This is a genomic window from Clostridia bacterium, from assembly GCA_026414765.1.
Taxonomy (GTDB): Bacteria; Bacillota; Clostridia; order Acetivibrionales; family DSM-27016; genus SKW86.
This window is the reverse complement of sequence record JAOAIJ010000036.1, coordinates 67,113-81,522: the sequence shown is the minus strand read 5'-3', so window position 1 is coordinate 81,522 and position 14,410 is coordinate 67,113. Positions and strand designations below refer to the sequence as shown.

Below are 14,410 nucleotides of genomic sequence, written 5' to 3'. Positions count from 1 at the left end.
CATGTTACAATAAACCGGGGTGATTATTTTGGTAAGGTTAGGAGTATTTTTCCTTGCTGTTCTACTGTTAGTTACAGGCTGTACTGCAACAAAACCTGAAAACCGTAAGTATCATAAGTATAGCTACGAGTTCCTGGGTGCTTTTGATACCATGATTCAGTTTATGGGTTATGCCGAAAACGAAAGCCAGTTTGAAGATATGGCCAAAAAAGGTCAGGCCAGATTTGAATATCTTCACAAACTTTATGATAAATATTCTTCTTATGACGGTATCAGTAATATAAAAACTATAAACGACAATGCGGGTAATAAACCTGTAGAAGTTCAGCAAGAAATAATCGATCTGATCCTGTTCTCAAAGGAGATGTATGGAAAAACAGGAGGAAAGGTTAATATTGCACTTGGCCCGGTTCTTTCCATATGGCATGATTATCGTGAAGAAGGCAGAAATACTCCTGAGCATGCCCGTTTGCCCGATATGGAATCTCTAAAAAAAGCAGCACTAAAAACAGACATTGATAAAATAGAGATAAGTGTATCCAAAAAAACTGTATTTCTTAAAGAGGCTGGTATGAGTCTTGATATAGGAGCGGTAGCCAAAGGCTATGCAACTGAGGTAGTAGCCAGAGAGCTATCAAGTGCAGGCTTTACATCATTCATAATAAGCAGCGGGGGAAATGTACGCACAGTGGGAAAACCTATGGATGGCACCCGCAACAAGTGGGGCATAGGTATCCAGGACCCTAATTCCAACGATAATATTCATGAAAGTACAAACCTGGATATAGTATATATGACTGATGCTTCACTGGTTACCAGTGGAGATTACCAACGTAATTACAAGGTTAACGGACAAATTATCCACCATATCATTGACCCTGTTACACTTTTGCCTGCAAATCATTATCGCTCGGTCACTATTATGACAAAAGATTCCGGACTGGCAGATTTCATGTCTACAACAGCCTTTTTGCTTCCATATGACGAAAGCCGTAAACTGATAGAAGATATGGAAGGTGTAGATGCCTTGTGGGTTATGCCTGACGGTAGCATAAATGTAACTGATAATATGAAAAAGGTACTTAAGGGAATAGGCAGTGCATCAGGCAAATAAACTCTGCTAGTGCAAAAAACAAATGTTCTCTTACGGGAGAGAAGATTATTGACAAAAAAAGAAAACAGCTTTTATAAAAGCTGTTTTCCTTAATATTACCACTGGTCTTATCTAAAATAATTTACACCGGCTTCAAATATCCTTTGATCTTTTTCTCCCGGTACATTTTTCACTATATTTGACCCCAACCTCTCTGAATGTCCCATCTTGCCAAACACCCTGCCATCCGGACTTGTAATACCTTCTATTGCATCAACCGATCCGTTGGGATTGAATCTTATATCATAGGTTGCATTTCCTTTCAGGTCAACATATTGTGTTGCAACCTGTCCGTTCTTCTCAAGTTCTGCAAGTATTTCAGGATTTGCAATAAACCTGCCCTCGCCATGGGATACAGCTATAGTATGAGTCTCTCCAAGATGGACATTTGCAAGCCATGGTGAAATCCTGGAAACTACTTTTGTTCTGACCATGCATGAAACATGTCTTCCTATTGTATTATATGTCAAAGTAGGGCAATTTTCTGTAATATCCCTTATCTCTCCATATGGAACCAGTCCCAGTTTAATAAGCGCCTGGAACCCATTGCATATTCCCAGCATCAAGCCATCTCTCTGCTTCAGAAGCTTCATCACTGCATCCTTGACATACGGGTTCCTGAATGCTGTAGCTATGAATTTTCCCGAACCGTCAGGCTCGTCACCTGCACTAAAGCCACCTGGTATCATAATTATCTGTGAGTTTTCTATCTTCTTAACCATTAGCTCTATTGATTGTTCAATATCTGCAGAAGACAAGTTCCTGACAACAAAAGTATCAACCACCGCACCTGCTTTTTCAAAAACTCTTGCGGTATCATATTCACAATTTGTTCCTGGGAATACTGGTATGAATACTCTTGGTTTTGCTACTACCATACCTGATTTTACCGAAGCAAACTTATCAAAATTATATTGTTTGGGTTCCTCACTAATCTCTTCCACCCTTGTAGGGAATATCTTCTCTAAAGGTTCTTCCCATTTTGCCATCGCAGTTTCCAGGCGGATAACTTCCCCATTTATTTCTATACTTTCTTCAGCCTGTGTAGTACCGATAACTCTGTATTCCACACCTTTAAATAACCGGCTTAAATCTACTCCTGCACCCATTTCCAAAACTATCGAGCCATATTCTGCAGCAAAAAGGCTTTTTATACTCATATTTTCCTCGGCCCTGAATCCTATAAGGTTTCCGAAGCACATGCTGCTTATAGCTTCTGCAAGGCCGCCCGCTTTTATAGTACAGGAGGCCAGGACAGCTTTATCTCTTATAAGTTCGTGTATTCTGGAGTAGTTTGCTGCCAGCTGCTCAAAGTCAGGCATATCATTCTCATCACGTCTTAAAGGTATAAGAACAACCTTGCTGCCTGTGTTCTTAAACTCTGTAGAAATTACATAGTTAACATCAATTATATCTACAGCAAAAGCAACAAGTGTCGGTGGCACCGTCATATCCTTAAAAGTTCCGGACATGCTGTCTTTACCGCCTATTGCAGGTATTCCCAGCTTCATTTGCGCGTAATACGCTCCTAAAAGAGCACTGAAGGGTTTTCCCCACTTTTTTGCATCCTTGCCAAGCTTCTCAAAGTACTCCTGCAGTGTAAGCCTGATTTTCTTATAATCTCCGCCTATTGCCACTATTTTAGCAACTGCTTCTATTACTGCATAGAGCGCGCCGTGAAAAGGACTCCATTTCGCTATGGAAGGATTATAGCCATAGGTCATGACAGTTCCTGTATTGGTATTGCCCTCCTGTACGGGAATCTTTGCAACCATACCCTCAGCAGGACTTAACTGATATTTTCCCCCAAAAGGCATAAGTACCGTACCTGCACCTATTGTACTGTCAAATCTTTCTACAAGTCCTTTTTTACTGCAAACATTCAGCATCTGTAAATTCTTTATCCAGGCACCATTTATATCATTACCGCATTGCACTATTTCCTCAGGTATAGTGTTAAAGAAACTCTGCTCCTTATCCGGAACCGCGATTTCCACTTTTGTGTTTTGCTTAACTCCATTAGTATTCAGAAACTCCCTGCTTATGTTAACGATTATCTTTCCTCTCCAGGTCATCTTTAGTCTTCCCGAGTCAGTAACAACCGCTACAGATACGGCTTCAAGATTTTCTTCCCCTGCTGCCTTTATAAAAGCATCAACATCCTTTTTATTTACAACTACAGCCATTCTCTCTTGTGATTCTGATATGGCAAGCTCTGTTCCATCCAGGCCTTCATACTTCTTAGGTACAGCATCCAGATTTATATCAAGCGCGTCTGCAAGCTCACCAATAGCCACAGAAACTCCGCCGGCACCAAAATCATTACACTTCTTTATCATTGTACTCACTGATGGATTCCTGAATAACCTCTGTATCTTCCTTTCTGTAGGAGGATTACCCTTCTGTACTTCTGCCCCACAGGTCAGCAGAGACTCTTCCGTATGTTCCTTTGACGAGCCTGTAGCGCCTCCGCAACCGTCACGCCCTGTCCTGCCGCCAAGCAATATTATTACATCACCGGCTTCTGGCTTCTCTCTTACTACATTTCTTTTTGGAGCCGCCCCCATAACGGCACCTATCTCCATCCTTTTTGCAACAAAACCTTCATCATACACTTCCGCAACCTGCCCTGTTGCCAAACCTATCTGGTTTCCATAAGAACTGTACCCTGCAGCTGCTCCGGTAGTTATCTTCTTTTGAGGAAGCTTTCCCGGGATAGTGTCCTGTAACTTCGTTCTTGGATCTCCACTACCTGTTACACGCATAGCCTGATATACATAAGCCCTGCCTGACAGTGGATCTCTTATAGCTCCGCCGAGACATGTCGCTGCTCCGCCGAAAGGCTCTATCTCAGTAGGATGATTATGTGTTTCATTTTTGAACATTACAAGCCATTCTTCCATTTTACCGTTTACATCAACATTTACAACAATACTGCATGCGTTGATTTCATCAGATACGTCAAGATCTTCGAGCTTACCTCTTTTTCTCAGCTCTTTCATGGCGATAGTAGCCAAATCCATAAGGCAAATATCTTTATCCCTGTCCTGATAGACAAATTTCCTTGATTCAAGATAATCCTTATATGCAGCTTCTACAGCATGTGAGTAATGTCCCTGTTCTATATCCACATTTTCTATATTTGTTAAGAAAGTTGTATGCCTGCAGTGATCTGACCAGTAAGTGTCTATAAGCCTTATTTCCGTAACTGAAGGGTCTCGCTTCTCTGTATCCCTGAAATAAGCCTGACAGAATTTCAGATCTTCCAAAGACATGGCAAAGCCCATTTCTTTCATAAAGCCTTCAATTTCCTCATTATTCATTTTTACAAACCCTTCGATAAGCGCAACATCATCAGGCAATTTCACTTCCATATCAAGAGTATCCGGCTTTTTCATTGATGCTTCCTGGCATTCAACAGGGTTTATGCAATAATCTTTAATTTTTCCATAATCTTCATCCGAAATGTTGCCATCAAGAATTATCAGTTTTGCCGCTTTAGTCCTCGGCCTGTCTCCCTCGGTCAATATCTGTATACACTGTGCTGCCGAATCAGCCCTCTGATCATATTGTCCGGGAAGGTATTCTATAGCTATTACCCTTGAATCTTCACCCAATTCAATTTTTTCGTCATATACGGAATCTACAGGAGGTTCTGAAAAGATAATATTCCGTGATTTTTGGTATACATCGTCGCTTATTCCTTCCACATCATACCTGTTCACTATTCTGACCGACTTCAGGCCGTTTATTCCCAGATTATTTTTAAAATCCTTATACAAACCTTTAGTCTCGACATCGTAGCCTTTTTTCTTTTCTACAAAAATACGCTTAACACTCCCCATAACCGTACCTCACTTTATATATTAAATTTGTTTAACATAAGCAGAGTTTTTCTTGTTTATTAACATTATAATATTATATAATGAATAAGTAAAATTAATATTATTAATATTAATAATAAGGTGTGCTTATGGATATAAATTTCGAACTATACAAAATCTTTTATTATGCAGGCAAATACGGCAGTTTTTCTACCGCAGCAGAGCAGCTTTTCATATCACAATCTGCTGTCAGCCAATCAATAAAGAATCTGGAAGAGAAATTGGGAAGCCCGCTTTTTCACCGTAAGACACGCAGTGTGAAATTGACACGGGAAGGCGAGCTTCTTTTCAAGCATATCGAACAAGCCTTCAATTTTATAAAGATTGCTGAATCCAAACTATCAGAAATACAAAACATGAGTGCCGGGGAAATCAGAATCGGCGTCGGAGATACAATATGCAAGTACTTTCTGATACCTCATCTTGAAAATTACAGCAGGCTGTACCCCAAAGTAAAGATTCAGGTAATTAACAGAACATCTTCCCAAATACTCAGCACGCTTAAAAAAGGAATAATTGATGTTGGTATAGTTACTCTCCCCGTCACAGATCAAAGCATATCAGTAGATGATTTCATTCCGGTACAGGATATTTTTGTTGCCTGCAACAAATTTTCACAACTTAAAAATAAAAAAGTAGGCATACGGGATTTAGCCGGTTATCCTCTTCTGATGCTTGAAAAAGATAGTGCAACCCGCCGCAATCTTGATTCCGTTCTAGGCAGATATGGAATAAACCCGACACCCGAGCTCGAACTGGAAAGTATTGATTTGCTTGTTGAATTTGCAAAAATCGGATTGGGTATAGCTCATGTGCTAAAAGAAAGTGCTGAAGAATCCATAAGGAATAAAGAATTGTTTCAAGTTAAAACTGATATAGACCTGCCTGAAAGAAATCTTGGAATTGCAACTATGAAGGACATGCCTCTTTCCCACGCTGCAGCAGAATTCATCAGCATAATAAAAAACAAAACAGCCTCCTTGACTTAGTCGTGGAGGCTGCTATTTTTAAAGTTTGAACTTCTGAACCAATTCCTTAAGCTTTTGTGCACTGTAAATGTTCTTTTCAGTGCTGAGCTTAACGTCATTTATCTTTTCTTCTATGGCGTCCGTCTGCCTGTTTATTTCTGCTATACCCTCTGCTCCCTGATTAGAAGTAGCGCTTACCTCGTGAATTGCACTTACGACCCCTGTAATTGAACTGTTGAGCTGTTGAGCTGTAGCACTGAAATCGGTCATAAGGCCATTAAATTTCTCTGCATCATTAGCATACTGTTCGGCAGTTGCAATGAGTTTCTGGTAATCCGCATTTACATCCTTATCTATAAATTCAAGTAATTCACTTGAACTTTGCGACAGATTCACAACCGATGTTGTAACAGGCTTTATAATATTCTTAATAGTTGATGCAGTTTTTGAGGATTGTTCTGCAAGTTTTCTGATTTCTTCAGCGACCACTGCAAACCCTTTTCCCGCTTCCCCGGCTCTCGCTGCCTCAATGGCTGCATTTAGTGCAAGGAGGTTGGTTTGACCGGTAATCTGCAATATTGCCTGTGCCAGCATTTCAACTTTCGAAACTTCCTGCGACTGCTCTATAGCAGATTGAAGCTGCTGCTTCATGGTAGTATAGATATTATCGGCATTTTTACTTGCATCTACTGCTTCTTCCTTAAGTTTTACCGCTCTTTCCATTATATCCTTTGCCTCTAGTGCCCCATCTCCTGCCCTTGTGGCTATTGAATTGACCGCAGTCTCGATTTCCTGTGCAGTAGCATTTATTTCCTGTGCAGTTGCAGCCGTCTCTTCCATACTTGATGATAACTGTTCGGTTGTTATAGCTGTTTCTTCTATTCTCTGCTTTAATTGTTCGGTCATTTCTTCAACGGTAACAGCGTTATTTGCTATGCTGTTTGAGGACTGTACAAGCAGTTCAATAATATCCCTCAAGGAACCTCTCATTGATGAAACTGACTTTGCAATAGCGCCTGTTTCGTCTTTTCTACTTTTTATTTTGTTATAAGTAGAGTCATGGGTAAGATTAAAACTTGAAGTATTATCCAGTATCTGAATAATCTTTTTTATAGGAGTTAAAATATGTCTTGCTTCCATTATACCCATTACAGCTACAATAATCGCAAATGCAATAGAAACAACAACAATTGGTACCCCAAAACGTGAACTAAGTATATTTCCGACGACAAACAAGACAATAAAAGCAAATATCCTAAGGTAAATCCTTTGAGCTATAGACACACTACTCATCTCCTATTTTTTTGGTAAAAGAATAGTAAATTATTAATTTAGATTAATCTTAACATAACTAATGTATCCGTTCAACAATATATTGGAATTTTTGTGCTATAAGAGACTAAAATATGTCATAATGTAAAAATTAATAATCATTAATTTTTTTTACGTTTTTCTACCTTTTTTGTATACTTCCATTCTATCCTTTATTTTAGGGGTATACTATGCTATTATAATTATTAATTAATCAATATGGGATTTTATGCTTTTTTTCAGTGAAAAACAGCTGTTAATTTATTGATATCATAATGAAAGGGTGGTTTTATGTCAGATCAAATCAAGCTGATAGCTGCGAGAATCAAAGAGCTTCGTGAAATTTCCAACATGTCACTTGAGAGCTTGGCACAGGAGTTTAATATCTCTAAGGAAACCTATCAGGATTATGAAAGCGGAAATGTAGATATACCTGTCAGTTTCCTATATGAAGTTGCCAATAAGTTTAATGTAGAACTCACAGCTATCCTGACCGGAGAAGGACCAAAGCTTCATACATATTCCCTTGTCAGAAAAGGAAAAGGTGTAAGTGTCGAAAGAAGTCAGCAGTATATATACCAAAGTCTGGCTTATAACTTTATTCATAAAAAGGCTGAACCATTTTTGGTAACCGTTGATCCAAATCCCGAAAGCGAGGCTGTTCATTATAATACTCATCCGGGTCAGGAATTCAACTATGTATTGGAAGGAATTCTGAAGGTTGTTATTAATGGTCATGAAATAGTACTGAATGAAGGCGATTCTTTATTCTTTGATTCTTCAGCGAAGCACGGAATGAAGGCATTGGACGGAAAACAAGCCAAGTTCCTGGCAATAATATTCTAATGGGATTTATATAGTGATTTAGGAGGGTTAATATAATGTTACTGGAAAAATACGTATCACGCGTAGACTATGATTCATATGAAGACTTTGTAAAAAATTTTGAAATAAAGGTTCCCGAAAATTTCAATTTTGCTTTTGATGTAGTTGATGAAATAGCATTAAAAACACCTGATAAGGTTGCAATTGTCTGGTGCGACGAAAAGGGTAATGAAGCTACATTTACATTTGGACAGTTAAAGCATTACAGCGACAAGGCTGCCAACTTTTTCAAGAAAGCGGGTATCAAAAAAGGTGATCCCGTAATGTTGATTCTTAAAAGGCGCTATGAGTTCTGGTTCTGTATACTTGCCCTTCATAAGCTCGGAGCAGTAACTATCCCTGCTACACATATGCTTACACAAAAGGATATAGCATACAGAAATAATGCAGCAGATATTAAGATGATTGTATCAGTAGCAGATCCGGAAGTTATTGGACATATAGAAGACTCAATTGAAAAATCGCCGTCACTAAAAGTAAAAGCTCTTGTCGGCGGAAGCAAGGACGGCTGGTTCGATTTTAGCAAGGAGCTTGAAGCCGCATCTGATAATTTCTCAAGACCTCAGGGGGATGAAGCGACAAAGAATGATGATATGATGCTGCTTTACTTTACTTCAGGCACTACAGGAATGCCAAAAATGGTTCAGCATAATTTCTCATATCCTTTAGGACATATTCTCACAGCTAAATACTGGCAGAATGTCAAGGATGATGGATTGCACCTTACCGTAGCTGATACGGGCTGGGCAAAAGCAGTATGGGGAAAAATATACGGGCAGTGGCTTTCCGGTTGCGCTGTGTTTGTATATGACCACAGCAAATTTGTACCTAAAGAAATGCTGAGTGTGATAGCAAAGCATGGTGTCACTTCTTTCTGTGCTCCGCCTACAATATATAGATTCTTTATCAAAGAGGACCTGACCAAGTATGATTTAAGCAAGCTCAAATACTGCGCTGTCGCCGGGGAACCGCTAAATCCCGAAGTATATAGTCAGTTTCTTAAGGCTACAGGTCTTAAACTAATGGAAGGTTATGGACAAACCGAGTGTACAGTTGCACTGGGTACTTTCCCATGGATGGAGCCAAAACCAGGTTCTATGGGTAAACCATCGCCAGGTTATGCAATAGACCTGGTTGATGAAAACGGTAACTCATGCGACGCAGGTGAGGAAGGACAAATAGTAATCAGAACATCAGAAAGAATGCCTGTTGGTATATTTGGGGGCTACTACAGGGATGAAAAGCTTACAAGTAAGGTGTGGCATGACGGCATATACTATACAGGAGACATGGCATGGCGTGATGAAGATGGTTATTATTGGTTCGTAGGAAGAGCGGACGATGTTATCAAGAGCTCAGGCTACAGAATAGGGCCTTTTGAAGTTGAAAGCGCGTTACTTGAGCATCCTGCAGTATTAGAATGTGCAATCACTGCAGTTCCTGATCCGGACAGAGGCCAGATTGTAAAAGCAACAGTTGTATTGGCTAAAAATTATACAGCCAGCGATGAACTGAAGACCGAGCTGCAGGAACATGTAAAAAGAGTAACGGCTCCATATAAATACCCAAGAATAATAGAATTCGTAACAGAATTACCAAAAACCATAAGCGGAAAAATCCGCAGAGTAGAAATAAGAGAACACGACAAAAAGTAATAATAAAGGGAATACAGTAAAATACTGTGTTCCCTTTTATTTTGTAATCAGGCTCTTGACTTTAAGTCAGCTTATGGCAGCTGTCCCACATACCTGATAAGCTCCCAATTCACTCCGTCAGTCGATCTTGCAACTGTCTCATGGCAGCCTACTGCGATATATTTGCCATCCTTATACATTACATCATTTACATTCGCTCCCGTTGGGGAGGTAGCCTTTTCCCACATGCCTGTTGTATAGTTGTAAGTGAGAATACATCCACCCTTACCGCCAGCTATCAAGCCATTTGGCCCTGCAGCAACATCAAGCAGATTTGTACTATAATCGGCAACCTTAGGAGCAGGAGTCCATGTTACTCCATCTGGAGATCTGAGTATAGTACCTCCTGAACCCACTGCCACAAACTCTCTGCCTGTCCATGTAACGCTGTTCAGATCATAAGTCTTGTCAGGAGATGAAACTAGCGTCCAGTTTACTCCGTCTATGGATCTGTAAATGCTTCCGTTATCACCAACAACTACATAAACACTTCCGTCACTTGTAGCTTTATTAAGATTTGCTGGAGGTGTTAAAGTCGATAGTGTCCAGTTTACTCCATCTGTTGATGTTAGCAGCGTTCCATTGTCACCCGTTGCAATAAACCTGCCATTTACGTAACTTACACCGTTTAAGTTGTTATAAGTTCCGCTGGGTACCTCGATCCAAGTCAAACCATGATCCTTTGATATGTAGATCTTCCCGTTTTCACCTACGGCCACAAAGACACCGTTTGCATATACTACATCATAAAGATCAATATTATCGGTTTTAGCTGGATTGTTCATTTCCACCCATGAACTTCCCCCATCTATAGAAACTCTTATAACTCCATGAGTTCCTACAGCGACATATGCCAAACCATCACTGTCAACTCCCATAAATTGTCTCCCGCTGCCCCTAGGAGTATATTCTCTGGTTATACCAGTATCACGAAGTACAGCAATATGACCTGCTTCACCCACTGAAACAGCTACATTACTGCGAACTGCAGTGCTTCTCAGATCATAAGTACCTTCCCTGTAAATCTCTGTCCAAGTAGATGCGTTTGGAGATGTAAGAATTGTTCCACGGCTCCCGGCAACTATAAATGAATTTCCGTTCCATACTATATTGTTAAAGTTCAAAGTACTTCCCTGTGGGATTAGATTCCAGCTTTGTCCGTTAGTTGATTTTATGACGGTACCTCTGGTTCCAACCGCAACAAACATGTTTTGTGCCCATACTACACTTCTGATATCTACATAATTGGGAACACTGGCTGGCATAGTAACAGCAGCCCAGTTTGTTCCATTTGCTGATGTATACACTCTTCCATTGTCTGCAGCTGCTACAAACAGTGAACCATTCCACTCTATGCTGTTGATATTGGCACCAAGCAATCCGGTTGTCTGAGGTGTCGGCAGACTCCATTTAATCCCATCTACAGAAACTGCAACTGTACCGCCGGTACCTGCTGCTACATACTTCTGACCATTCCACTCAACAGTATTGAATGTGAATTTCTTGTTGGTCATAACCGTGCTCCAGGTAGAGCCGTTGGGAGAATTTACAATAGTTCCCGTCTCACCTACTGCAACAAAAGCCTGTCCATTAGTTGCGACAGCATTCAGCGTAATATTTGTGGTAGATTGAACCGTAGTCCATTGACTACCGTCCAAAGTTGTCCTTATTGCCCCATAATCCCCTACTGCAACAAACAGACCACTGTTATTTACTGCAACAGACCAGAGATATCTGTCCTGGATTTCCGGCAGGCTTTGACTCGCAAAAACAGGGATAAGGCTGGAAAAAACCAAACATAAAATTACTAATATTGACAGTAATCTTTTCATAAAATACCTCCTGTTAGAAATTAATACATCGTTGCAACGTTAATATAATTATACTTTTTCTTCCATATTTTGTCAATTGATTCAGTATTTCCTCAACTATAACCCCTTTTGTATTACACTATTATCGATAGATTGAGCTTTTTATTTATTTCCTGCAAAAAAAGAAGACTGAAACCAAATAATGGTCAGTCTTCTCAGCATTAAAATTTTACTGTGCGAGTTTTTCCAATAGCCTGTTGCTTCTTTCAATAAATTTTGTCATAGCATCCGCATCCAACTGCTTATGGCTCATCATCGCAAGATCATGAACCTGTTCGCAAATAAGCTTCACATCTTCCTTCCTGTCTTCCGCTTCCTTAAGTGTAATCAATGATTTTATCAGGCTGTTGTTTCTATTTAGTACAAGGGTTTCTTCCTTAGGGAACATATGGCTCATATCCATTCCACCGAACATTCTGCTCATTTCCTGCATTCTTCTTGATTGTTCGGATAAAAGAATCATACCTGGAATAGAAGCTGCTTTCAGTCCTTCTACCTGTACTTTTAGATTATCATTTCCAAGTGCCTCCTTGAACAGTTTTTCAAGGCTCTCCTTTTCAGCTGCATCACCATTTTCTTCTGATTCTTTAAGATTATCAGACAAATCCGAATCAATGCGGCTGAATTTAACACTACTTTCCTTCGACTCAAGGAAACTGATAAAGTGGCTGTCTATCATTGATGACAGTAAGATTGCTTCCATTTCGTGCTCCCTAAACAGCTTTATATACTGTGCCTGCTGCTTTTCATCAGTTACGTAGAACACCTTATTTTCGTGCTTGGATTTGTTACGTTCAAGGTAATCTTTTAAAGTAACAATCTCACCGTTTGTTGTTTTGTAAACTACTATATCCTTAACCCTGTCAAAGAATTTTTCTTCTCTTAAGCACCCGTATTTGACAAATGGATTTATATCATCCCAGTATTTATTGTAGTTATCTCTTTCATTCTCAAAAAGATTGGTAAGCTTATCTGCAACCTTCTTTGTTATGTGAGAAGAAATCTTTGATACATATCCGTCATTTTGCAGGAAGCTTCTTGATACATTCAACGGAAGGTCAGGACAATCCAATGCACCCTTCAGCAGCATAAGGAATTCGGGTATTACCTCTTTAATATTGTCTGCTACAAAAACCTGATTATAGAAGAGCTTAATCTGGCCTTCCATTGTTTCAAACTCATGCTTCAGCTTTGGAAAATATAAAATTCCCTTGAGATTGAAAGGATAGTCCATATTCAGATGTATCCAGAACAAAGGATCGTTAAAATCGTGAAATACCTTTCTATAAAACTCTTTGTACTCTTCCTCGGTACAATCCTTGGGGTTTTTCAACCATAAAGGATTTGTGTCGTTTAAAGGTTTTGGTTCTTCCTTTTCTTTATCGTCTTGTTTTTCTTTAGCTTTATCTTCAATATAGAGCTCATATGGAAGGAATGAAAAATACTTGGTCAATATTTCTCTCATCTTGAATTCATCCAGGAATTCAAGACTGTCTTCAGCCATATGAAGAGTAATGGTTGTTCCTCTCTCAAGCCTGTCAGATGCATCCATCTCAAATTCAGTCCCCCCGGAACTAAGCCATTTTACTGCACTTGCCCCATTTTGGAAGGACTTAGTGTCAATCTGAACCTTCTCAGCCACCATGAAAGCTGAATAGAACCCTAGCCCAAAATGTCCTATAATCTGCCCCTCATCAGTTTTATCCTTATACTTTTCCAAAAAGTCCTTTGCCCCTGAGAAGGCAATTTGATTGATATATTTCTTAACTTCCTCCTCAGTCATACCAATACCATTATCTATAATTTTGATGGTCTTGTTATCTTTATCGACTGCTACCTTTATAAGATATTTTTCATCATTGCTGATCTCGGCTTCACCGATAGATGAAAGTTTTTTTAGCTTACTTATGGCGTCACTGGCATTGGAAACCAGTTCACGGATAAAAATATCTTTCTCTGAATACAGCCATTTTTTGATTATAGGGAATATATTCTCTGTATGAATGGAAATATTGCCGCTTTCGCGAGTCATTCTTAAAACCTCCTTTAAATCAATTGATTATTACTAATTGCTATAATATATATTACAACTTACAAAAAAAGGTTGTCAAGATAAATTTAGCACTCTCTATACGAGAGTGCTAACAATGTGTTTCTTAGTATCTAATCATTTTTACATTCGGGACAAATTCCATATAGTTCGAGCTTATGTCCTGTGATATCAAATCTGGTTTTTGATCCTACATCCTTCTGAAGCGTCTCTAATGGGCAGGTATCTATAGGAACAGATTTATGACAATTTGTGCAGATCAGGTGGTGCTTGTGTCCGTCACCTGTCAACCCATACCTTGCTTTCCCGTCTCCCATATGTATTTTAGTTACCAGATTTTTGCTTTCCATAAGATCCAAGGTTCTGTACACAGTTGACAGGTTAACTGAATTTCCCTCTTCTTTAATCCGCAAGTATATATCATCGGCTGAAATTGGCTTATCAGCTTTTTCAAGAGCATCCACTATAATCTTTCTTGATTTAGTATTTTTACACCCTTGCCTTGCCAGTAAATTTTTTTTATTGGAATTTTCACAACTTCCACTACTTGAGTTTATTGTCATTAAAAACACCCTTTAAGCTTTTATAGCTTTA

9 protein-coding genes are annotated in these 14,410 nt (G+C 39.3%); 4 read left to right on the top strand and 5 right to left on the bottom strand.

The genetic code is table 11. The annotated features are described in order from the left end of the window. The first annotated feature begins 19 nt into the window (after positions 1 to 19). Positions 20 to 1,114, top strand: coding sequence for an FAD:protein FMN transferase (locus N3I35_13510; protein MCX8131101.1), 1,095 nt, complete (start codon positions 20 to 22; stop codon positions 1,112 to 1,114). Between the two features lie 107 nt (positions 1,115 to 1,221). Here N3I35_13510 and N3I35_13505 read toward each other — a convergent pair whose 3' ends face one another. Beyond that, complete coding sequence (locus N3I35_13505) at positions 1,222 to 4,998, bottom strand: phosphoribosylformylglycinamidine synthase (GenBank protein ID MCX8131100.1); 3,777 nt, start codon at positions 4,996 to 4,998, stop codon at positions 1,222 to 1,224. A 128-nt stretch (positions 4,999 to 5,126) separates the two neighbouring features. On the opposite strand from N3I35_13505, the gene N3I35_13500 reads away from it, so the two are divergent. Beyond that, positions 5,127 to 6,026, top strand: a complete 900-nt coding sequence (locus tag N3I35_13500; protein ID MCX8131099.1) for a LysR family transcriptional regulator — start codon at positions 5,127 to 5,129, stop codon at positions 6,024 to 6,026. A gap of 18 nt (positions 6,027 to 6,044) precedes the next feature. On the opposite strand, the gene N3I35_13495 is transcribed toward N3I35_13500, so the two are convergent. After that, a complete protein-coding gene (locus tag N3I35_13495; GenBank protein MCX8131098.1) occupies positions 6,045 to 7,289 on the bottom strand; it encodes a methyl-accepting chemotaxis protein in 1,245 nt (414 codons plus the stop codon). 318 nt (positions 7,290 to 7,607) lie between these two features. Between N3I35_13495 and N3I35_13490 the strand changes: the two genes are divergently transcribed. Continuing rightward, positions 7,608 to 8,162 carry an XRE family transcriptional regulator gene (locus N3I35_13490; GenBank protein MCX8131097.1) on the top strand — a complete coding sequence of 185 codons (555 nt, stop codon included), beginning with the start codon at positions 7,608 to 7,610 and terminating at the stop codon, positions 8,160 to 8,162. Positions 8,163 to 8,197: 35 nt separating this feature from the next. Beyond that, positions 8,198 to 9,856 (top strand): AMP-binding protein, encoded by a 1,659-nt coding sequence (locus N3I35_13485; protein ID MCX8131096.1) that lies wholly within the window; start codon positions 8,198 to 8,200, stop codon positions 9,854 to 9,856. Between the two features lie 71 nt (positions 9,857 to 9,927). Here the strand turns inward: N3I35_13485 and N3I35_13480 are convergent, their stop codons facing one another. The 3 genes from N3I35_13480 to N3I35_13470 form a co-directional block, all read right to left on the bottom strand. Then, a complete protein-coding gene (locus tag N3I35_13480; protein MCX8131095.1) occupies positions 9,928 to 11,727 on the bottom strand; it encodes a hypothetical protein in 1,800 nt (599 codons plus the stop codon). 208 nt (positions 11,728 to 11,935) lie between these two features. Further along, positions 11,936 to 13,798 (bottom strand): molecular chaperone HtpG, encoded by a 1,863-nt coding sequence (gene htpG, locus N3I35_13475; GenBank protein MCX8131094.1) that lies wholly within the window; start codon positions 13,796 to 13,798, stop codon positions 11,936 to 11,938. A gap of 131 nt (positions 13,799 to 13,929) precedes the next feature. Next, positions 13,930 to 14,379, bottom strand: coding sequence for a transcriptional repressor (locus N3I35_13470; protein ID MCX8131093.1), 450 nt, complete (start codon positions 14,377 to 14,379; stop codon positions 13,930 to 13,932). Positions 14,380 to 14,410 lie beyond the last annotated feature (31 nt).